This is a genomic window from Rhodococcus sp. NPDC003348, assembly GCF_053589375.1.
This window is the reverse complement of record NZ_JBSFRT010000008.1, coordinates 105812-127434: the sequence shown is the minus strand read 5'-3', so window position 1 is coordinate 127434 and position 21623 is coordinate 105812. Positions and strand designations below refer to the sequence as shown.

Annotated in this window: 20 protein-coding genes; 8 read left to right on the top strand and 12 right to left on the bottom strand. The window is 70.0% G+C overall.

All coding sequences use genetic code 11. The annotated features are described in order from the left end of the window. Positions 1–79: 79 nt before the first annotated feature. Positions 80–562, bottom strand: coding sequence for a dihydrofolate reductase (locus ACWDU4_RS07960; protein WP_450113329.1), 483 nt, complete (start codon positions 560–562; stop codon positions 80–82). Next, positions 562–1320, bottom strand: coding sequence for a thymidylate synthase (locus tag ACWDU4_RS07955; RefSeq protein WP_450113328.1), 759 nt, complete (start codon positions 1318–1320; stop codon positions 562–564). Before ACWDU4_RS07955 ends, ACWDU4_RS07960 begins: the two co-directional genes overlap by 1 nt. A gap of 97 nt (positions 1321–1417) precedes the next feature. On the opposite strand from ACWDU4_RS07955, the gene cobF reads away from it, so the two are divergent. Continuing rightward, on the top strand, positions 1418–2158 hold the full coding sequence (gene cobF / locus ACWDU4_RS07950; protein ID WP_450113327.1) for a precorrin-6A synthase (deacetylating): 741 nt from the start codon (positions 1418–1420) through the stop codon (positions 2156–2158). Positions 2159–2234: 76 nt separating this feature from the next. Then, positions 2235–3110 carry an Fpg/Nei family DNA glycosylase gene (locus ACWDU4_RS07945; RefSeq protein WP_450113326.1) on the top strand — a complete coding sequence of 292 codons (876 nt, stop codon included), beginning with the start codon at positions 2235–2237 and terminating at the stop codon, positions 3108–3110. Between the two features lie 68 nt (positions 3111–3178). Here the strand turns inward: ACWDU4_RS07945 and ACWDU4_RS07940 are convergent, their stop codons facing one another. The 5 genes from ACWDU4_RS07940 to ACWDU4_RS07920 all read right to left on the bottom strand — a co-directional run bounded on the left by ACWDU4_RS07940 (position 3179) and on the right by ACWDU4_RS07920 (position 8054). Next, positions 3179–3307, bottom strand: a complete 129-nt coding sequence (locus tag ACWDU4_RS07940) for a hypothetical protein (protein WP_450113325.1) — start codon at positions 3305–3307, stop codon at positions 3179–3181. Positions 3308–3443: 136 nt separating this feature from the next. Further along, positions 3444–4931 carry a carboxylesterase/lipase family protein gene (locus tag ACWDU4_RS07935; RefSeq protein WP_450113324.1) on the bottom strand — a complete coding sequence of 496 codons (1488 nt, stop codon included), beginning with the start codon at positions 4929–4931 and terminating at the stop codon, positions 3444–3446. Beyond that, on the bottom strand, positions 4924–6375 hold the full coding sequence (locus ACWDU4_RS07930) for a dihydrolipoyl dehydrogenase family protein (RefSeq protein ID WP_450113323.1): 1452 nt from the start codon (positions 6373–6375) through the stop codon (positions 4924–4926). Before ACWDU4_RS07930 ends, ACWDU4_RS07935 begins: the two co-directional genes overlap by 8 nt. Before the next feature lie 89 nt (positions 6376–6464). Continuing rightward, a complete protein-coding gene (locus ACWDU4_RS07925) occupies positions 6465–6710 on the bottom strand; it encodes a DUF2630 family protein (protein ID WP_450113322.1) in 246 nt (81 codons plus the stop codon). A 45-nt stretch (positions 6711–6755) separates the two neighbouring features. After that, a complete protein-coding gene (locus ACWDU4_RS07920) occupies positions 6756–8054 on the bottom strand; it encodes a hypothetical protein (protein WP_450113321.1) in 1299 nt (432 codons plus the stop codon). 124 nt (positions 8055–8178) lie between these two features. Between ACWDU4_RS07920 and ACWDU4_RS07915 the strand changes: the two genes are divergently transcribed. Next, positions 8179–9003, top strand: a complete 825-nt coding sequence (locus ACWDU4_RS07915; protein WP_450113320.1) for an FAD:protein FMN transferase — start codon at positions 8179–8181, stop codon at positions 9001–9003. A gap of 6 nt (positions 9004–9009) precedes the next feature. Here the strand turns inward: ACWDU4_RS07915 and pgi are convergent, their stop codons facing one another. Beyond that, positions 9010–10659 (bottom strand): glucose-6-phosphate isomerase, encoded by a 1650-nt coding sequence (gene pgi, locus ACWDU4_RS07910; protein ID WP_450113319.1) that lies wholly within the window; start codon positions 10657–10659, stop codon positions 9010–9012. Positions 10660–11416: 757 nt separating this feature from the next. Between pgi and ACWDU4_RS07905 the strand changes: the two genes are divergently transcribed. From ACWDU4_RS07905 to ACWDU4_RS07885, 5 genes are all read left to right on the top strand, one after another. Further along, the gene (locus ACWDU4_RS07905; RefSeq protein WP_450113318.1) at positions 11417–12649 is read left to right on the top strand and encodes a cytochrome P450; all 1233 of its coding nucleotides are present in this window, start codon (positions 11417–11419) and stop codon (positions 12647–12649) included. Continuing rightward, positions 12649–13833, top strand: a complete 1185-nt coding sequence (locus ACWDU4_RS07900) for an MFS transporter (RefSeq protein WP_450113387.1) — start codon at positions 12649–12651, stop codon at positions 13831–13833. The genes ACWDU4_RS07905 and ACWDU4_RS07900 overlap by 1 nt, the downstream gene beginning before the upstream one ends. A 189-nt stretch (positions 13834–14022) precedes the next feature. Continuing rightward, positions 14023–14397, top strand: a complete 375-nt coding sequence (locus tag ACWDU4_RS07895; RefSeq protein ID WP_450113317.1) for a putative quinol monooxygenase — start codon at positions 14023–14025, stop codon at positions 14395–14397. A 24-nt stretch (positions 14398–14421) separates the two neighbouring features. Beyond that, a complete protein-coding gene (locus ACWDU4_RS07890) occupies positions 14422–15828 on the top strand; it encodes a wax ester/triacylglycerol synthase family O-acyltransferase (RefSeq protein ID WP_450113316.1) in 1407 nt (468 codons plus the stop codon). A gap of 46 nt (positions 15829–15874) precedes the next feature. After that, positions 15875–16369, top strand: a complete 495-nt coding sequence (locus tag ACWDU4_RS07885; RefSeq protein WP_450113315.1) for a nitroreductase/quinone reductase family protein — start codon at positions 15875–15877, stop codon at positions 16367–16369. On the opposite strand, the gene ACWDU4_RS07880 is transcribed toward ACWDU4_RS07885, so the two are convergent. The 4 genes from ACWDU4_RS07880 to ACWDU4_RS07865 are packed head-to-tail and all read right to left on the bottom strand — an operon-like array spanning position 16362 to position 21608. Further along, positions 16362–17444, bottom strand: coding sequence for a lipocalin-like domain-containing protein (locus ACWDU4_RS07880; RefSeq protein ID WP_450113314.1), 1083 nt, complete (start codon positions 17442–17444; stop codon positions 16362–16364). The two genes, ACWDU4_RS07885 and ACWDU4_RS07880, sit on opposite strands and share 8 nt — an antisense overlap. Positions 17445–17475: 31 nt before the next feature. Further along, on the bottom strand, positions 17476–18963 hold the full coding sequence (locus tag ACWDU4_RS07875; protein ID WP_450113313.1) for an aldehyde dehydrogenase family protein: 1488 nt from the start codon (positions 18961–18963) through the stop codon (positions 17476–17478). A gap of 54 nt (positions 18964–19017) precedes the next feature. After that, positions 19018–20322: a homogentisate 1,2-dioxygenase gene (gene hmgA / locus ACWDU4_RS07870; protein ID WP_450113312.1), complete on the bottom strand. Its 1305-nt coding sequence runs from the start codon at positions 20320–20322 to the stop codon at positions 19018–19020. Further along, positions 20319–21608 carry an oxygenase MpaB family protein gene (locus ACWDU4_RS07865; protein WP_450113311.1) on the bottom strand — a complete coding sequence of 430 codons (1290 nt, stop codon included), beginning with the start codon at positions 21606–21608 and terminating at the stop codon, positions 20319–20321. Before ACWDU4_RS07865 ends, hmgA begins: the two co-directional genes overlap by 4 nt. Positions 21609–21623 lie beyond the last annotated feature (15 nt).

Sequence of the window (21623 nt, the reverse complement as noted above, 5' to 3'; positions counted from 1 at the left end):
GGGAAAGACCGAATGGGGTCGTCGTGCCCATGCAGTATGGACCACCGAGCGGCGTATGGCGCCGCACTCGCCGAACGGGTCAGCGGGCGTAGGTCACGAATCGGAACCGGACACCGTCGCGGCTCGACGTCTGCCAGTCGCCGGTGCTCTCGGCGACCCACTCGCCGCCAAGGGAGGGTGCGTACGCGTCGCCGTCGACGTCGAGGTCCACCTCGGTGACCTCGATCCGGTCGGCCCGGTCCAGGGCGGCCGCGTAGATCTCGCCACCCCCGATCACCCAGGTCTCGGTGTCGCCGGCCAGGGCGAGGGCGTCGTCGACGGAGTGCGCGACCTCGACGCCGTCCGCCGACCAGTTCCGGTCGCGGGTGACGACGATGTTGCGGCGGTCGGTCAGCGGCCGGAACCGTGGCGGCAGCGAATCCCACGTGCGGCGGCCCATGACGACCGGGTGCCCGGTGGTGACGTCCACGAAGTGCGCCATGTCCTCCGGGATGCGCCACGGGATCGTGTTGTCGCGGCCGATGACGCCGCGGTGGGCCTGTGCCCAGATCACACCGATCACTAGACGGCCACCGGCGCCTTGATTCCGGGGTGGTGCCGGTAGCCGGTGATCTCGACGTCCTCGAAGGTGTAGTCGAAGATCGAGTCCCGCTTGTGCAGGGTCAGCGTCGGGTACGGGTACGGCTCCCGCGACAGCTGCTCGGTGACCTGCTCGACGTGGTTGTCGTAGATGTGGCAGTCGCCCCCGGTCCAGACGAACTCGCCCACCTCGAGCCCGGCCTGCTGCGCGACCATGTGGGTGAGCAGCGCGTAGCTGGCGATGTTGAACGGGACGCCGAGGAACAGGTCGGCGCTGCGCTGGTACAGCTGGCAGCTGAGCCGGCCGTCGGCGACGTAGAACTGGAAGAACGCATGGCACGGCTGCAACGCCATCTCGTCCAGGTCGGCGACGTTCCACGCCGAGACGATCATCCGCCGCGAGTCGGGGTTGGAGCGCAGGGTCTCGATGACCTTGGTGATCTGGTCGATGTGCTCGCCGCCCGGTGTCGGCCACGACCGCCACTGCACGCCGTACACCGGCCCCAGCTCGCCGTCGGCGTCCGCCCACTCGTCCCAGATCGTGACGCCGTGCTCGCGCAGCCACGTGACGTTGGAGTCGCCGCGCAGGAACCACAGCAGCTCGTACACGACGGACTTCAGATGCACCTTCTTGGTGGTGATCAGCGGGAAGCCCTCGCGCAGGTCGAAGCGCATCTGGTGCCCGAACACGCTGCGCGTGCCGGTGCCCGTGCGGTCCGCCTTCGGGGTCCCGGTATTCATGACCAGGCGCAATAGATCTTCGTAGGGCGTGTGCACGGCAGCCAGTCTAGTGGGCGGGCATCTCAGCGCCGGGCACCGGCAGGTAGCGTCGCCGAACATGCGTGAACTCCTCGTGATCGGCGTCGGCGCCGGTGACCCCGACCAGGTGACTGTGCAGGCGATCAAGGCGATGAACCGGGCCGAGGTGTTCTTCGTCATCGGCAAGGGCGAGCAGAAGCAGGACCTGGTCGACCTGCGGACCGGTCTCCTCGACGAGCACATGCGCGGCGACTACCGGATCGTCGACATCGTCGACCCACCCCGGGACCGGACCCCGAGCAACTACGAGGGCGTCGTCGACGACTGGCACGACCGCCGCGCGCAGGTGTTCGAGGACGCGTTCGCCGCGGTCGACGGCGTCGGCGCGATCCTGGTCTGGGGTGATCCGTCGCTGTACGACAGCACCCTGCGGATCGTCGAGCGCGTGCTGCGCCGCGGAGTCGTGGACTTCGAGTACTCGGTGATCCCGGGCGTGACGAGCGTGTCGTCGCTGGCGGCGCAGCACCGGATCGTGCTCAACAGGATCGGCGAGCCGGTTCTGACCACCACCGGCCGCCGGCTGCGTGAGGGCCTGCCGGACAGCGTCCGGGACGCGGTGGTGATGCTCGACGCCGAGAACAGCTTCACCACCCTCGACGGGGACTGGGACATCTGGTGGGGCGCCTACCTCGGGACCGCCGACGAGACGCTGATCGCCGGGGACCTGCGCTCTGTCTCGGACGAGATCGTCCGGACGCGCGCCGAACTGCGCGAGCGCAAGGGCTGGATCATGGACACCTACCTGGTCCGCAGGCGCTGACGCGCTCGTGCGCGGTTTGCGGGCCTCTGGACCCGTAAACCGCGCACGAGCGCCGGAGGCGCCTAGTGTGGTGGGCATGCCCGAACTGCCCGAGGTGGAGGCCCTGGCCCAGTTCCTGCGCGACCACGCGGTCGGCGCGGTGATCGGACGGGTGGACGTCGCGGCGTTGAGCGTGCTCAAGACGTTCGACCCGCCGATCTCGGATCTGCAGGGCCGCGACATCAGCGGTGCCGCCCGGTTCGGCAAGCATCTCGGGCTGCGGTGCGGCGCCGAGGACGGGCTCTGGCTGATCACCCACCTGTCCCGGGCGGGCTGGCTGCGCTGGCAGGACAACCCGAGCGCGACACCACCGAAACCCGGCAAGGGTCCGCTCGCGCTGCGGCTGCACCTGTTTGCGCCGGACGGCACCACCCCCGCCATCGACCTCACCGAGGCGGGCACGCAGAAACGGCTCGCGGTGTGGCTGGTGCGCACTCCCGCCGAGGTGCCCGGCATCGCGAAGCTCGGACCCGACGCCCTCGATGTCACCGCGCCCGCGTTCGGCGAGCTGCTCTCGAAGTCCGCGGCGCGGATCAAGACCGTGCTCACCGACCAGTCCGTGCTCGCCGGCATCGGCAATGCCTACTCCGACGAGATACTGCACGAGGCGAAGCTGTCGCCGTTCGCGACCGCGAACAAGCTGACCGACGAACAGGTTTCGACGCTGCACGCGGTGATGCGGTCGGTGCTCACCGACGCGGTGACCCGCTCCGTCGGTCAGGATGCAGCCCGCCTCAAGGGCGAGAAGCGGTCCGGGATGCAGGTGCACGCCCGCGCCGGGCTGCCCTGTCCGGTGTGCGGGGACACGGTGCGGGAGGTCTCCTTCGCGGACCGCTCCTTCCAGTACTGCCCCACCTGCCAGACCGGGGGCAAGGTCCTCGCCGACCGGCGGATGTCGAAGCTGCTCAAGTAGCGACGAGTCGAGTGGGGTCCCCGCGCACGGGGTGACCCCACTCGACTCGTGTGCCGCGACGCCGGGTTCTACCCGAGCAGCTCCTCGGCCGCCCCGGCGGAACCGGTGAAGAAGCTCACCGCGCCGAGCAGATCGCTTGCCGCGCCGGTGAAATCGGCGGCGAAGTCGAGGAACGGAATGATCTCGGCGGAACCCATCAGTGCTCTCCTATGTTGTTGCACGGAAATGTCGTGGGACGTGAATCCCTCGGACAGCTTTCGTTGCCGCGGCGAGGCGCCGCAATGAGCACAACGCGATATTTACGGGCCCGGCCCCCGTCTTGACGGCGATTCTTCACCGACGGTGCCGATACCCGATCCACGCGCGGCGTTTGTCGCCGTCGGGATCGTTCTCGACGTGGGTGTCGGCGTCCACGATCAGGGTCTCCCGACGTTCGATGCTGTAGCGGGGCCAGGTTTCCCGGGGATGGCCGTGGCGGGCGAAGTGCAACCAGTGCGACTGCAGGACGTTGGTGACCGCGCGCAGGCCGTCTCGGCCGCCGACCGCGGTGGCGGCCTTGCCGAGCGGATGGTCGACGGCGCCGAACACGGCGAGCAGTTCCGTGGCGTGAGTGGCGCCGAAACCGGTCCAGTTCAGCAGGTTCGGCGCGTAGTCGTAGCGGTAGGCGTAGGTGGGCGCCGTCGTGGTGTGTGCCTGCGCGACGAGGATCGCCGGCTCCCAGAAGGTGACGTCGCCGCCGAGTTGGACCGCGGCGTGGCGGTCGGGATAGCGGGGGTAGGCCGCGAGGATGCGGGCCTTCACCCGGGGTTCGGTCTCGGCGAACATCTTCTCGATCCGCACGGGGTCGGTCGGGATGATGTCGAGGAACCGCGGAAACATCGTCCCCTCGCGGGCATTGGTGCCGACGATGAGCGGGACGGGATGGGCGAGGCCCGCGGCGAACGCGTCGAGCGGATGTCGGGGCAGCAGTTCCCCGTCGACGACCGGGGCGAAGGCGCGGGTGCCTGGTGCCTCGTCGGCGCCGCGCGCGGCCAGGGAGTCCCCGGCCCGGACCAACGCGTCGGGGGTCGCCTCGGTGAGGGCGCGGACGGGGTCGTCGGTGCCGCCGAGGAGTCCGAGGAACTCGGCGGCCCACACCCGGGCGCGGTCCGGTCCGTAGGCGGACGCGGCGGGGGGACTCTCGGCGATCGCCCGCTGGAACAGGCCCGCCGCGGACGGCGTGCACATCAGGGTGGTGACGGCGTTGGCGCCCGACGACTCCCCGAACACCGTGACGTTGTCCGGGTCGCCGCCGAATGCGGCGATGTTGCGGCGCACCCACTGCAGTGCCGCGACCTGGTCGCGCAGTCCCAGGTTCGAGTCGAATGTTCTTTCGGCTGTGGAGTATTCGGTGAAGTCGAGGTAGCCGAGGGCACCGAGCCGGTAGCCGATCGACACGTAGACGACGTCGCCGCGGCGGACGAGTGCGTCGCCCCGGTACAGCGGCGTCGACGTCGCGCCGCCGCTGTACGCGCCGCCGTGGATGAACACCATCACCGGACGCGGCTGCATGCTGCGGGACGCGGGGGCCAGGACGTTGAGGGTCAGGCAGTCCTCGCCCATCCGGCCGGATCGGCCGACGCGCCCGGACTGCGGTGGCGCGCTGCCGAACTCGAGTGTGTCGCGCACCGCGGTCCACGGCGTCACCGGTTGTGGTGCGCGCAGCCGGAATTCGCCGACGGGCGGCGCCGCGTACGGGATGCCCCGCCAGGACCGCAGGCCGTGGTGTTCGCGTCCCTGCACCGGGCCGTCGGCGGTGGCGATCACCAGCGGGTCAGGCACGGTGCGCCTCGAGCAGGCGCAGCCACACCTCGGAGACGGTCGGGTATGCGGGGACCGCGTGCCACATCGCGCTCAGCGGCACGGCGCCGACCACCGCGACGGTCGCCGCGTGCAGCAGTTCGGCGACCTCGGTGCCCACGAACGTCGCCCCGAGCAGGGTGTCGCCGGTGCGGTCGATCACCAGCTTCGCGTGCCCGGTGAAATCGTCGCGGGAGAGCGAGGAACCGGCGACGGCGATGTCGACCTCCACCGTCTCGACATCGAATCCCGCTGTGCGGGCGGCATGTTCGGTGCGACCGACGGACGCGACCTCCGGTGCGGTGAACACCACCTGCGGGACCGCGGATCCGTCGGCGCTCGCCAGGTAGCGGGCACCGTCGAGCGGGCGGGATTCGGTGCGTGCGGCGATGACGTCACCGCAGACCCGGCCGTGGTACTTGCCCATGTGGGTCAACGGGGTGCGGCCGCTGGCGTCGCCGACCGCGTACAACCAGTCGCCCGGCACACCCGCGACGGTGAGGTGGTCGTCGGTGTGGACCGCGTCGAGCCCGACCGTGTCCAGGCCGAGTGACGCCGTGGCGGGTCGGCGTCCGGCCGCGACGAGGATCTCGTCGACGACGAGGCCGGAGCCGTCGTCGAGGGTCAGTGTCACCGGGCCGCCGCGGATCCGGCCGATGCCGGTCTCGCGGGGAGCGTCGCGGTGGACTGCGGTCACGGAGGTGCCGGTACGCACCGCCGCGCCCCTGGCCCGCAGCGCCGTCGCGACGGCCTCGCCGGCGAACGGTTCCGCCGACGCGAGCAGCGCCGGTCCGCGGACCAGCAGCGTCACCTCCCGGGCGCCGAGGTCGAGCAGCCAGGTCGCGGCCTCGCACGCGACGACCCCGCCGCCGACGATGGCGATCCGCTCCGGAACCTCCACCAGGTTGGTCGCGTCCCGCGACGTCCACGGCAACGCCTCGCGCAGTCCCGGGGTGGCGGGCACCGTCGCGGTGGACCCGGTGGCCAGGACGACGGCGACGCGGGCCCGCACCGTGCGGGGGCCGTCCGGTCCGGTGACCTCGACGGTGCGCTCGCCCGCGAGCCTTCCGGACCCGCGGATCACGTCGACACCGACGCCGGACGCCCATCGCACCTGACCCGAGTCGTCGTGGTGGGAGGTGAACGCGTCGCGGCGGCGAAACACCGCGGGGACGTCGAGTGCGCTCGCGCCGAGTGGCTCCCGGACGCCGGGCATCGCCCGCCCCGCACCGAGGACGTTGCCGGGCCGCAGCAGCGCCTTGCTCGGCATGCACGCCCAGTAGGAGCATTCGCCGCCGAGCAACTCGTGTTCGACGATCACCGCGGTGCGTTCGGAACCGGCGACGGCGTACTGGGCCGCGATCTCACCTGCCGGGCCACCACCGATCACGACGACGTCGAACTCGTTCTCCGGTGTCGGGGACATGCCAACACCGTAGAACGGCCGGCGGCGAGCCGCTGAGTTACATCACGGCGGCGAGCCGCTGGGTGACACCACAGAGGCGGGCTGCCGTCCTACTGCAGGTAGCCCTCGACCTGGCCGGCCGGGCTGACCGGTACCTCGTCCGGTGGCAGGCCGGCGTCGGCGCGGGCCCGGCGCTGCCGCAGCAGGTCCCAGCACTGGTCGAGGGTCTGCTCCACGGCGGCGAGCCGGGCCTGTTCGGTGTCGGGGTCGAGTTGGCCGGTCTCGATCTTGGCGCGCAACTCGTGTTCGGTGTCGACGAGTTCGCGGATGCGGGTCAGGATCTCGTGTTCACTCATCGGTGACTCCACTCGGTCGGTGGGACGTCCGCTGTCGGTTCCACCCTATGCCGGTGCGTCCCAATGCTGCGCGCGGAGGCCGTGGGCGGCCAGCGCGGTTTCGGCGCGTTCCCGCAGGCCGGGGTCCTTCGAGACCAGGGCGAGGGTGTATCTGTCGCCGAACCGGCACAGGTACGCCGACAACCGGGTGCGGGACGTCGCCAGCTGCCGCGCCGTGATGCCCGGGTGCACCGCCCGGGTCGCGATCGCGTCGGCACGCTGCCCGCCCACCGAGCCGAGCGCGGTGGGGATCGTCCCGATGTTCGAGCACAGCACGTCGCGTTCGCCGGGGTCCGGGGCTAGCCGGTACGCGACGCGCTCGGGAACGAGCTGGAGCAGTTCGGGTGGGAACCCGGCGGGACTCGACATCGGGGGCTGGGCATACGCCTGCCGCAGCAGCGACCGCACCAGGGCGGGGGAGTCGCCGCGGCGCACCGCGACCTCGGTCATGTCGACGGCATTGTCCGCCGGGCCCGCGCCGCGCCGCCGGTCCACCGGCACGCTGACCTGCAGCGGCGCTTCCCCGGTCGCCGCGATCCCGACCGCCAGCGTGACCAGCAGCGAGTTCGGCGTGCCGTCGGCGCGGGCCGCCTCCTCGTCCCAGTCGCCGGCGTCGATGTCCATGATCAGCGCCTCCGGCACCCGTGCGTGCACTCCACCCTCGTCGGGGCGAAATTCACGGACCGGCGCGGAGCGCAACTCGGCGCGCCGCGACGGGTGCAGCGCCAGTCCGGCGACGGCGCGGAGCGTGCGGGCGCCGACGGTGGTGACCATCCGGGCGGCGTCGGAGAGATCGTCGAGCAGGGGCCGGGCCGGGTCGGCCGGCATCGGTGCCGCGGTCCCGGACATCGCCGCTGCCAGCACCGCCGCGAGACCGCGGGCGTCGGCGAGCACGTGCGAACACACCAGCGACACCACCGTCCCACCGCCGGCGAGACGAGCCGCGGCCAGGCGCCACCCGGCGCCGGCCTCGGGGTCCACCGGGAGACCGGCCGCTGCGTCCGCCCATCGCACCACCTCGTCCCGGGGGATCGGTTCGGGCGCCCAGTCGACCGGCCACACCCTCGCCCCGGACCGCCATCGCGGCCGGGCGCCAGGGACGGCGGCGCGAATCACGATGCGCGACAAAGGTCCCCGGGCCAACTCCCGGTGCACGCCGAGCAGGTCGGTGGGGTCGACGTCGCCGCCGCGCCACAGCCCCTGCATCACCACCGGGGTCCCGAGACCGTGGTGGGCGCGCAGGAACATCTCGTCGACGACCGACAGGCGTTGCGCGCGGACCTTCGGCGGCGTCGGCGGGGACATGCCGGCGACGGTACCGCACCGCAAAAACCCTCGGTCCGTCCACAGAAACAGGGCGCATACTGAGAGTTCAACACCCTGCTGACCAAGGGTTTTCATAGCCGAGTTCGTCGTGGAGCGCAGGATCATGGCCCCGAGCACAGTCTGGAACACCTGGGGGAGCGAGATCGAGGTGCGCGTCACCGAGTGGGCCGCCCTGTCCGAGGCCGCATCCATCGTGGAGGCGGTCCTGTCGCAGGTCAGGGCCGTCTGCGACCTGGGATGCGGGGATGCGGAGATTCACGCCGTCAACCAGGCTCAGGGCACTCCGGTGCGGGTCAGTGACGAACTGGGTGGCCTGATTCGTGCGGCGCTGTGGGCGGCCCGGATGACCGACGGCGCCGTTACGCCGGTGTCGATCGAGGCAATGGACCCGGACCGGACAGTGCCGTCGTTGCCGGAAGTCGGCTTCCACGACGTGCGGATGGACGGCGACACCGTGTTCGCGCCGTTCGGGGTGTTCCTCGACGTCACCAGCACCGCCAAGGCCGGGGCCGCGCACCGGGTGGCCCGGCGCGCGGCGGACACCCTCGAGTGCGGCGTGCTGGTGCGAGTCGACGACGTCGTCGCGACCTGGGGGCACTGCCCGATCGGGGGGTGGCAGGTCGAGACCGGGACCGTCGTGCCAGGTCACGGACTGCATGTCGAGGTGCGGTCGGGTAGTGCGATGGCGTCCGCGAGGGCGCCGGCGCCGCACCCCGACGTCCCGGACACCGGTCTCGACTGCGTCACGGTGATCACCGACGACGGTCTGTGGGCGTACGCGGCTGCCGTCGCCGCGGTGCGGAGAGGCGTGGCGGCGTTGCGGTGGCTCGGCGAGAACGACCTCGCCGGGCGGGTCACCTATCGGCACGGCAGTGTGCGGACGACCGACGCGTGGGTGCACCTACTCCCGCACGATCACGTCGCCTGAGCCGTCTCAGGCCTGCCGGCCGCGGCGGTTGCGGTACCAGCGCACCAGCGTGTCGGTCGACGAATCACCTTGCTGCGCCGGTGCTTCCGGGTCGGTCAGGACCGGCTCCAGTTCGAGGGCCTGGACCTTGCCCAGTTCGACGCCCCACTGATCGAACGAGTCGATCCCGAACACCACGCCCTCGACGAACACCTGGTGCTCGTACAGCGCGATCAGCTGACCGAGCACGGACGGGGTGATCTTCGGCGCGAGGATGGTCGTCGACGGGCGGTTGCCCGGCATCACCTTGTGCGGCACCAGTTCCGGATCGGTGCCCTCGGCCGCGATCTCCTCCGCTGTCTTGCCGAAGGCGAGGACCTTCGTCTGCGCGAACAGGTTGCTCATCAGCACGTCGTGCATCGAACCCTCGCCGTCGATCGTCGCGAGATCGTCGGTGGGCTCGGCGAACCCGATGAAGTCCGCCGGCGACAGCCGGGTGCCCTGGTGCAGCAGCTGGTAGAAGGCGTGCTGGCCGTTGGTGCCGGGCTCGCCCCAGAAGATCTCCCCGGTCGGCGTCGACACCGGCGACCCGTCCGCGCGCACCGACTTGCCGTTCGACTCCATCGTCAGCTGCTGCAGGTAGGCGGCGAACCGGCCCAGATCGTTCGAATAGGGCAGCACCGCACGCGAATCCGAATCGAAGAAGGTCGAGTACCACAGGCCGATCATGCCGAGCAGGACCGGCGCGTTGGATTCCAGCGGCTGCTCGGCGAAGTGCCGGTCGAGGGTGTGGAAGCCGGCCAGGAACTCGCCGAACGCCTCCCGGCCGATCACGCACATCAGCGACAGCCCGATCGCCGAGTCCACCGAGTACCGTCCGCCGACCCAGTCCCAGAACTCGAACATGTTGACGGGGTCGATGCCGAACTCGGCGACCCGCTCGGCGTGGGTGGACACGGCGACGAAGTGCTTCGGCACCGCGTCCTCGCCGAGCGCGTCGACCAGCCAGCGCCGCGCCGCGGTCGCGTTGGTGAGCGTCTCCAGGGTGGAGAACGTCTTCGACGCCACGATGAACAGGGTGGTCGCCGGGTCCAGGCCGGCGAGCTTGCCGACCAGGTCGGCGGGGTCGATGTTGGAGACGAACCGGGCGGTGACCCCGGCGTCGACGTAGTGCCGCAGCGCCCGGAACGCCATCACCGGGCCCAGGTCGGAACCGCCGATGCCGATGTTGACGACGGTGGTGATGCGCTCGCCGGTGGCGCCCCGCCACTCACCCGACCGGAGCCGGTCCGTGAAGTCGCCCATCCGGCTCAGCACGTTGTGCACGTCCGCGACCACGTCCTGCCCGTCGACGGTCAGTTCGGCGTCCTGGGGCAGCCGCAACGCCGTGTGCAGCGCCGCCCGGTCCTCGGAGGTGTTCACGTGCTCACCGCGCAACATCGCGTCCCTGCGCTCCTCGACGCCGGCCGCGCGCGCCACCTCGACCAGCAGCTGCAGCGTCTCCCGCTCCACCCGGTGCTTGCTGTAGTCGATGTACAGGTCACCGGCGGTGAGGGTGAGCTCGCGGCCCCGCTCCGGGTCCTCGGCGAAGAGCTCGCGCAGGTGCCGGTCGGCGACCAGCTCGTGGTGCGCGCGCAGCTTCTGCCAGGCCGAGGTCGCGGTGATGTCGAGGCTCATGCACTCGACACTAATGCCCGCGGATCGGGAGCGCTGGGGTGCTGTCGGCAATCGAGAGCGGCTGAATCGAACCAGGCCCGGCTCCGGCGGTCCTGGTACGCACGGTCGGTTCGCCGCACCCGGCCGTGAGGAGGCCCGCAGGTCGGGCGCGGAGTCGAATCCCCGTCGAGACGGCGGCGGTGAAGGAATCCGGCATGATCCGGGACTGCGGGGCTGTACGCCGGCGCTCTTCGCCACGCAATCGCGTGCTTCGAGGATGCCTCGGCAGTCTTCCGCGCCGACGGCGATCTGTGACGACAGATCCCGGCATTGGTCGGGCTCGTGGTCGCGTACGGACTGCGCGGTGCCGCGCGCCCGCAGTCCGGCGTCGACCCCGCCAGTTCCGGCGCACCGCGGTGTGCGCGGCCTGGCGCACCGCCGTCGGTCACGCCGCCAACCAGCTGTCGGTGATCCTGCGTGACACGGTGATTGGTCCTGCTGCACGTTCACGCGCCGACCCGGTGAGAAAACCTCAGGGGGTGAGCGGATTCCACACCTTGGTCGGCTTCTGGACCCCGCGACGACGGCGCAGTCTTGTTCATGTCACATCGAGCACAGAAAGGAGGTGGAGGAAATGCGTCGCATCAAGTTCACCGTCGCAGCGCTCGTCGGCTTCGTGCCGCGAAAAGCGCCGGGCATGTACGAATGGTCCTGAGAATTTCACACGTGCGGGCGGTGGACTTTGTTACGCCGCCCGCACTCTCGTTAGGAGTTTCACATGGCAAGGCCACCAGTCCTCGGGGCGTCGCGAGCAGCACTGGCGGAAACGTACGATCGCGGGCGGCTGACCTTTCTGCTCGACGCCGCAGAACTCGGGCCGATAGTCGAACTCTGGCCGGGAACCTTCCTGGTCTCGGGTCACCGCGAGGTACACGACGTACTCGTCGGGTCGAATCGCAAGTTCTTGTCGACGCAGAATTTCCTCCGGAACAAGGTGTCGGGCGACCTCGGATCCGAATCGGTGCAGCGGTGGATGACGTCACGCAAGGCGGCGTCCGCGGCATTGGCTTCGCGTGATCGTCTCGAGGACCACCAGGTCGAACTTGTGCACGACACACACGCGATTCTCCGGGGTTGGCTGGGGAGGACGGTCGACGATCGCGAACTGATCGACACCTTGCAGGTGCTCACGTCCGCGTCCATCAGTCGGTACTGCTTCGGAACGCGGAACTTCGACGAGATACCCCCTCTCGCACAAGAACTTCTCGATGCTCTCTTCCCGATCACGGCGAGCCCCTTCGTCCTGCCCCGATGGTTGCGCTGGCGGCCTTCCGATCTGCGGGTCCGCAGGGCCCTGCGCAATCTCGAATCGGTCGTGGCGAAGCTGGTGCGGGCGCCGGGCTCGGACGGATTGTGTGACGACCTGCGACGCGCATCTCTTCCATCCAAAGACGTTGTGCAGATGGTTATTTCGACACTCTTGGCCGCGCACGGCGTTCCGGCGGCGGCGATCCTGTGGGGGATGGTCGAGCTCGGTGGACGCGGCGCCGTGCAAGAGCAGCTCCGAGGTGAGGGTGGTGCCGACGCACTCGGACACGTCGTGTCCGAGACGCTCCGCCTGTGGCCGCCGTCGTGGATGCTGGGCCGTGACGCGGCCGAGGACATCCGATTCGGGGACTGGGAGATGAAGAAGGGCAGCGTGGTGATGGTATCCAGTTGGGTCACCCACCGGGTATCGCCCACCTTCGCGCCGACCGGTGGCGACTTCAGGCCCGAGCGGTGGATCGATGCGGCGCCACAGCGCGGCGAGTTCATACCGTTCGGCGGTGGGCCGCGATGGTGTGTGGGCGCGAAGTTCGCGGAACGCGAGCTGTCAACCGTCCTGGGTGAGATCGTCCGAAACTCCACGATGCGAATTCAGCTGTCGGGTGCCGAACTGAAGGTGAACGAGCGCAGAACTCTAACCCCCGAAGGCTTTTCGATGAGGTTCTACGTCCCGGTAGGAACGTGATGCGCGGAAAACTCCGGTCCAGGCTGGGGTTCGTCTTCCTCCTCGCCGGTCCGGTCGCAGATTCCGCCATCGTGGTGATTACGGCGGGGTTGGTTGTTTCGGCCGGCGGAGACGCGGCGCTGCTTTCGCTGGCATTCGGTGCTCGATGCATCGGAATTCTCGGAGCCGGGGTCATCGCCGGCACGTTGGCGGACCGGCTCGACAAGCGGGCGATCATCCTGTCGACCTATGCTGGTCGTGGCGCGCTGATCGCCATGCTGCCTGCACTTGCGGGTGGACTTCACGTTCTGCCCGTCATGATTGCCTTGGGCGTGTGTAGTGGGCTCTCGCAGCCGGCCGCGACGACTGCGGTTTATCTTTCGGTGCCACGCGACGATCGGGCCGACCGGCTGGCGATCTGGCACTCGTTGAGCCTGACCGTACAAGTGGTTTCGCCCGCTGCAGCGGCACTGCTGATCTCGGCCACCGGACCCGCGGTGTCGGCAATTCTGCTCGTCGCGGCTGTGGCCGTGGGTGCCACGTGCGCGGGTGCGGTCCCCCTGGGCCCGTCGCGAACGGACCCGCCCACAGGGATTGTTCAGGACACGCGTGCGGGTCTCCGTTACGTCGGCGAATGTCGTTGGCTGCGCACGGTGATCCTGGTGTCTGCGGCACAAACCGCACTACCGGTCCCGGCCTGGCTCCTGATCGTCAACGCTGGGTCGAGCGAGCGATGGTTCGCGGGCGCCCAGGGATACATCATGGCGCTGTTCGCGCTCGGTGGCATCGGCGCCACGAGCCTGCTGGGAAAGCGGATTCCGTCTCGCACAGCGCAGTCGGCGCTGCTGGCGCAGGGGGCGATCTGCGTCGGCCTCGTGGCGTTGAGCCTGTATCCACCGTTCTCCGTCATGGCCGTGGTTGCATTGTTCGTCGGAGCCGCGATTCGGGTGGGCAGCGTCTGGGCGGATGTCCTCGTGGCGACGCGGGTGCCCGAAGCGATGCTCGGACGAGTCGCGGGACTGGGTGCGACCCTCGCCAATGTGTGCATGCCGGTCGGTTACATGATCGCCGGCGCGCTACAGGCGCCACTCGGTTCGGCGGTGACCGCGGGTCTCGCGGCCGCGGTGAGTGCGGCCGTGACGGCCGTCGGCGTCGTGCTGGTTTCGGCGCCTGCACGGACGGCGCCGGTGCGGACAACGGTCTGACGCCGCGGCGTTCATGTGCGCGTCGGCGGCGCAACCGCGGCGACCTCTCCACGAATCGGACCCCGGCAGTCAGGCCGGTCGGCCCTGTGCGGGGGACCTTCGACCCTGCCGCGAGGACGTCCGGACGACGAGGATGTGAAGAAGAGGGGGTCACGGCGACAACACCCGGAGTCGACGACGGGAGGAGTCATGGGACATCTGGAACTGCACGCACACCTGAAGATCCGTCCGGGTCAACTGGAAGGGTTCAAGGCTCAAGCGGTCGAGATCATGCGGCTGACCCGAGAGCAGGACACGCAGACCCTTCGCTACGACTGGTTCATCAGCGAGGACGGAACCGAGTGCGAGGTCCACGAGACGTACCCGAGCGGAGAAGCGCTGATCGAGCACAACACACACATCATGGACGCGCGGGCGCTCCTGTTCGAGAAGTACGCGTACGACCACCGCATGACAGCCTTCGGCGAGGTCTCCCAGGAGCTCAGGGACCTCGCACGCAAACACGCCGGAGGAATCGCCGTCTACTCGTTCCTCCAAGGCCTCGGAACCGCGGCGGCCGTCTAGGCCACGGGGAAGGGACGTGAGGTCATGGCCGAGAAGCGGCTCCTGGAACGGGTGACTGCTTCGGACCTGTTCCTGCTGCTCTGGGACGACTACGGCTGGTCCACCGACATCGGTGGGCTCGCCGTCCTCGACGGCACGAGCCTGCTCGACGAGGATGGCGGCGTCCGGCTCGACGAGGTTCGGCGACACCTCGAGCCGAGAATGCACCTGGTGCCTCGCTTCAGACAGCTGCTGTACCGGCCTCGCCTCGGGCTGGGCTGGCCGCTGTGGGTCGACGCGCCCTCCTTCGACGTCGCCGAGCACGTCCATGTCCGTGCGCTCGCCGCGCCCGGGGGCCAGGACCAGCTGCTGGAGACATGCCGGCAGCTGGCCCGGCGACCGTTCGATCCCGCCAGGCCGCTGTGGGAGCTGTGGCTGTTACCCGGCCTGCCGGACCGACGGGTCGGCGCGTTCTTGAAGCTGCATCACGTCCTCGCCGACGGCCCCGCCGCGATGGCCGCCTTCGGGGCGCTGCTCGACCGGACTGCCGACGCGCCCGTCGAGGGTGCACCGGCGTGGACGCCGACACCCATCCCGTCCACCGGTGAGCTGCTTCGCGACAACCTGCGACGCCGCCGACAGGAACTGGCGCGCGGGTGGTCGGGCCTCGTCCATCCGAGGAGAACGCTGCGGTTGGCGCGCCGCGCGTTGCCGGCCTGGCGGGAGGTACTCACCGACAGGCCTGCTCCGCGGACCAGCCTCAACCACCCCGTGGGCCCGGAGCGTCGATTGGCGGTCGTCCGCGCTCGCCTCGACCCCACCAAAGAGGTCGCCCATATCCATCACGCCACGGTCAACGACGTGGTGCTGACCGCGGTGGCCGGCGGTCTACGCGCGCTGCTGGCGAGCCGCGGCGAGGCTGTCCACGGGATCGTCCAGCGCGCGATGGTGACTATCTCCCACCACGAAGCGCGCCCCGGGGAGGCGCAAGGCAACACGCCCGGATGGATGATGGTGCCGCTGCCGGTCGGTGAGCCGGACCCGGTGCGCCGGCTCACGTCGATCGCCGCGCAGACACGCGCACGGAAGGACGAGGCTCGCCCCGAGGCGGGCAGCGGGATCTTCAGATTCGTCGCCTGCCAACGTATCTGGTACCGGCTGTTTCCGCGGCAGCGTTCGGTGAACCTGGTCGTGAGCAACGTCCCCGGTCCGCCGATGCGGCTGTATCTCGCCGGCGCGCCGCTGCTGGAGGTCTTCCCCCTGCTGCCGCCCATGGGCAACCTGACGCTGGTGGTCGCCGCCCTGTCGTACGCCGGCCAGCTCAACCTCACTGCCGCCGCTGACCAGGACAGCTGCCCGGACGTGGAGGTGTTCGCCCGCGGGGTACGCAGCGCCCTCGACGACCTCGCGCAATCGGTCCTGGGGTCTGCTGGTGTCCGACCGCAACGATGACGAGGACGTGCGGAAGTGTGAATCGGACGAGGGAGGTGGCTCGGCGATGGGTGAGGGACCAGGCCTGGTGCGAGGCTGGCGGTATCGGGCGCGGCGTCGAATGTACCGCGGCGGACGGCCCGGGAACCTGGCCCGAGCTCTCAACCGGATCTCCGCGTTCCAGTTCGCGGCCGGCGTGCTGTCGCCGAAACGTGCGGTGACGCTGGAGGTACGCGGGCGACGCACGGGCCGTCCCATTTCGTTTCCGTTGGTGGTGACCGACTACGAGGGGGAGCGGTACCTGGTGTCGATGCTCGGCAACAACGCGAACTGGGTGCGCAACGTCCGCGCGGCCGAGGGGAGGGCGGTGCTCAGGCGTGGCCGGAGCGCAGCGGTGCGTCTCGACGAGGTCGACCCGGATGCCCGCGCGCCCATCCTGCGCCGCTACCTCGCCCTCGCCCCTGGAGCCCGGCCGCACCTTCCGGTGGACCGCGACGCCCCGCTCGAGGAGTTCGAGCGGATCGCCGCGCAGTACCCGGTCTTTCGCATCGTCGTCAGCTGAGTGCGACCAGCTCGTGCAGGGTCCGGCCGCGGCGGACATCGGTGGTGCCGTCGCGCTCGACCGTCAGCTCGAACGACGACAGGAACCGGAAGTACCCGGGGTGTCCGATGAATCGGTGGGCGAGCGGGCGCACCAGCCTGGTGCGCGCCACCGGCACGTCGTCGAGCAGGTCGTGCGCGTGCACCACCTCCTCGACGTCCAGCCGCAGCGACAGCCGATCCGGAACCTCCAGCTCGATCCACTCCGGGCGGGTGCGGCCGGCGCGTTCGTCGAACACGGGTGGGCCCTCCCTCAGCACCGTCTTCCCCGTGCTCATCACCACCTCACCCTGATACGCGAGCATCAGCGGCTGGCTGCGGTGCCGTCCCAGTCGCTCCTGCGTCAGGACGGACGCGAACAGCAACGAGTAGTCGTCGTCGTACAGCCGGCCCCAGTGCCAGTGGTCGATCACCTTCGTCATGTCGCCGAAGCCCCAGTTGTGGTCGGCGTAGCCGCGCCCGGTGACCTCGGAGCCGACGCCGTCGACCGTGACGGTGCCGGTCACCGCGGCGCGGGGCGCGCCGACGCACCAGCCGAACACGTCGGTGTTGCCGAATCGGGTCTCGCCGCCGCCGGGCATCCAGCTGGGCAGTTCGTTGGTAAACGTCAGATCCAGGGTTATGCCACCCTCGGACAGGTGCACCCGGTGCACCGGCAGCCCGCCGTCGGGGAACTCGGCGTGCGCGTGGTTGCCGCCGATCCGCACGTCGCACTTGCGGATCGACGCGCTCGCCTGCGACCGCGGATACCGTTTGCGCACCTGCCGTCGCGTGCCGTCCGGCGCGTACACGAGGATCTCGACGTTCGGTCGTGCCACCGCGGCCGGTTCCTCCGGGCGGCGCATGTTGAGGAATCCGATGACGGTGCGTCCGTCGGCGAGGGTGGCGTCGAAGTACCAGTGCTCGAACGCCAGGTTTCGCGGGACCGGATGTGCGGCATTGTGCCGCGGCAGGACGGTGGTGAGGGTGTCGTCCTCGCCGTCGAGACCGTTCCAGGCCTCGGTGATTTCCAGATCTGTTCCCGCGCTGGGGGACATGGGAGTGTTCCTCTCGGTGACGGTCATCGGCTCACAACCCCGTGTAGCCGATGTGGACGGTCTTCTCCTCGGTGTCGGCCTCGATGCCGGACCGCCCGAGTTCGCGGCCGATGCCGCTGCCGCCCCGCCCACCCCAGGGCAGCGCGGGATCCGGGACGCCCCAGCCGTTCACCCACACCATGCCGACGCGCAGCTTGTCGATCACCGAGTGGATGCGGCCGATGTCGGAGGAGTAGATCATCGCGTTCAGGCCGAACTCGGTGGCATTCGCCAGCGCGACCGCTTCCTCGGTGGTGCGGAAGGTCATCACAGTGGCGACGGGACCGAAGATCTCCTCACGGGCGATGGTCAGGTCGTTGTGGCCGCGGAACACGGTGGGCTCGACGAACAGCCCGGGCCCGTCGAGGCGCCGGCCGCCGGTGACGAGGTCGGCGCCCTCGCTGCGGCCCTTCTCGATGTAGCCGACGATCCGGTCCATCTGCTTGGCGTTGACGATGGTGCCCATCGTGCTCGACTCGGCGAACGGATCGCCCATGACGGCCTGCTCGGCGGCGGCGACCAGGCCGTCGACGACCTCGCCCGCGATCGACTCGTGCACGATCACCCGGGTGCCGGCCGCGCACACCTGGCCCTGGTGGTAGAAGTTGCCCATCGCGATCCACGGCAGCGCCTCCTCCAGGTTGGCGTCCGGGAAGATCAATTGTGGTGACTTGCCGCCCAATTCGAGGGTCACCTTGCGGAAGGTGGTGCCCGCGTACGAGTGGATGCCGCGGCCGACCCGCGGGCTGCCGGTGAACGAGACCTTGTCCACACCGGGGTGTCCGGCCAGCGCGGCGCCGGCCTGGGGCCCGAGACCGGTGACCACGTTGACCACGCCGTCCGGCAGACCGGCCTCGGTGAGCAGATCCGCCAGACGCAGGGTGGACAGAGAGGCGTCCTCGGCGGGTTTGACGACGGCGGTGCAGCCGGCGGCAAGCGCCGGTGCCAGCTTCCAGGCCGCGATGACGGCCGGGTTGTTCCACGGGGTGATCGCGGCGACCACGCCGAGCGGCTGACGCATCGTGAAGCCGAACCGCTTCTGCGGCCCGATGTCGCACAGGGCGGCCGACTGCCCGGTCAGCTTGTCCGCCCACCCGGCGAAGTGCCGGAACACCGCGGCGGCGGCGGGGATGTCGCCGGCGACGGAATCACGGTACAGCTTGCCCATCTCGACGGCCTCGAGCGCGGCGAGGGTCTGCGCGTCCCGCTCGATCAGGTCGGCGGCGCGATTGAGGATCTTCCCGCGTTCGGCGGCGGGCAACCTCGACCACTCGCCGTCGGTGAACTGGGCGCGGGCGGCGGCGACGGCGGCGTCGACGTCGGCCTCGGTGCCCGCCGCGAGTTCGGCGACCTGCTCGCCGGTGGTGGGATCGGTGGAGGCGAATGTGGCGCCGCCGTCACCGGCGGTGGCGCGACCACCGATCCGGTGCACCGGATCCGGCATCGTGAAGTCGGGGATGTTGCGCACGGTGGTGGTCATCTGCTCGTCCTCTCGTCGGGTCGATCGGGATGAACTTCTTGTGGGGAAACTGATTCAGGAAGCCGGGAAGTGGCGCCGCAGATCGCGCCAGGAGGAGTCGTAGTCGGGCTGCCGGTGCTCGGCGGCGTGGGCGAAGTCGGTGACGTGCAGCGGTCGCCGGGTCTCGAACATGAACGGCAGTGAGCCGTCGAGCTTCTGCGGCGTCAGATCGGCCGCGACGGCCGCCTCGTAGGTCGTCGCGTCGGGGCCGTGCGGCGCCCACATGTTGTGCAGGCTCGCCCCGCCCGGCACGAAGCCTTCCGCCTTCGCATCGTGCACGCCGGTGACCAGCCCCATGAACTCGGTCATCACGTTGCGGTGGAAATACGGTGGGCGGAAGGAGTGTTCGATGACGTTCCACCGAGGCGGAAACACCACCACGTCGACGTCGGCGACGCCGGGGCGCCCCGACGGGGAGGTCAGCAGCGTGAAGATCGAGGGATCGGGGTGGTCCCAGGTCACCGAACTCATCACGTGAAACCGTGCGGTGTCGTACTTGTAGGCCCCGTGGGTGCCGTGCCAGGCCACCACGTCGAGGGGCGAGTGGTCGAGTTCGCAGGCCCACAGGTGCCCACCGAACTTGCGCACCACCTCGACCGTCTCCAGCCGATCCTCGTACGAGGCAACGGGATACAGGAAGTCGCGCGGGTGGGCGAGGCCGTTGGCGCCGATCGGTCCGAGTTCGGGGAGTGCGAGATACGCGCCGTAGTTCTCCAGCACGTACCCGCGGGCACCGCCGTCGGGCAGTTCCACGCGGAAGCCGATCGCCCGCCCGATCACCGCGATCTCTCCCGGTGCGACGTCGAGAATGCCCACCTCCGTGTGGACTCGGAGCCGACCGGACTGCGGAACCAGGAGCAGCTCGCCGTCGAGGTCGAACAGGTATCGCGACTCCATCGACCGCGTGCAGGCGTAGGTGTGGATCGCGATGCCGGTCTGCGAGGTGACGTCGCCGTTCGCAGCGAGGGTGTAGAGCCCGTCGAGGAAGTCGACGCCCGGACCGGCGTCCGGCATCGGGTCCCAGCGCAGCCGGTTGACGTCGAGGACCCCGCCGGACAGCGGTGCCGCACGAAGGTTCCCGTCGGCGATGCGCCGGAACGCCCCGTGCCGGGCGGACGGCAGGATGCGGTACACCCACGTGCGGCGGCCCCGCCCGCGCGGCTCGGTGAACGCGGTGGCCGACAATTGCTCCGCGTACAGGCCGTGCGGGGCGTGCTGGGGTCCGTTCTGGCCCCACGGCAGAGCGCCGGCCACGGCTTCGGAGTGGTGCTCGTTGCCGAAGCCGTGCAGGTAGTCCAGGGTGGCGATGGGTGTGGTCATCGGCGCAATCCGCTGCGCGCCTGGAACTCCGCCTCCCGGCCTGCCATCTGCGCGCGGTACCAGCTCTCGCGGTGCCGGGAGGTGATCCGGTCCCAGAGCCGGTCGACCCGGGGCGAGACGCGGCGGACGTACTCGGCGGCGGTGAGCAGCGGCCAGCGCGCGATGACCACCAGGATCCACGGCAGCGGCGACGGCATGTCGTAGCGGGCGCGGGTCACCGGGCTCATGAACAGGGTGGTGTAGGCGCTGTACATGCCGTAGGTGTAGCGGGCGCGCAGGCGCTGCAGTCCGCGCTGCTCCGGTCGGGGCGCGAATGCGGCGGGGAACGACTCGATGAGCTCCTTGCCGTGCACCCCGGCGTCGTAGCTGCGGCTGAAGGAGACCATGGCGTTCAGTCGCATCGAGTCCGCGATGGTCTCGGGGAACAGGCGCACGTCGACGCCGAGCAGGTACCCCATGTACTTCTGGAAGTGCAGCAACGCCGTCATGTCCGAGCGGCTGGTGTGGATGCCGACGAGCCGGAGCGCCAGTGCCGGAACGGTGCTGCCGCCGAGCAGGGTCAACATCTGGTAGCCCTGGCTGATCGGGTATCCCCACTTCTCGGTGTCCCACTCGGCGTGACCGTCGACCCGCCGCCGGACCGCGACATGCATGACCCGAACCCGCATCGCGGTGGCGCGGCCCGCCGAACCCGGGGTGAGGAGTGCGCCCGGCTCGGAGACGTCGATCCAGAACCGGGACGTCTCGAGGTAGCGGCGCAGCGCGTTGTCACCGGCGTAGCCGCCGGCGAGGGAGAGCGGCGTGGCGACCGCGGCCTCGGTGTACATCTCCAGCGTGATACCGCCGGCGACGGTGAACAGCATGGTGCCCCACCGTCGCCAGATCGCGGCGCCACGTTCGACGAGGTCCCGGTCGACCCAGTCCGGGACGGTCTCGAACTCGGTGAACAGTTCGCGCATGCTCTCGGGGGCCTCGGGGACCGACTCCAGGCCCTCGGCGAGCGCCCGGTCGAGCAGTGCCCGTCCGGTCGCGGGGTCGGTGCCGTACACCTGATCGACGAAGTGCTCGGCCAGCGGGTCGCCGTGGAACAGGCTCTCGCAGAACGCATGCGCCAGCTCGTCCGGTGGGAACAGTTCGTAGCCGAAGGCGCGGCGCAGCGCCCGCTCGGCGCGCCGGACGCGTGGACCGGTCTTGCGGTCCCAGTAGGTGAACGCGCTGGGGCAGCGCTGCTCGCGGATCGGTGGCACCGGTGTCGTGATGCTGTCCGTCTCGGGGTGGATGGCCATGATCTCTCGCTCCCG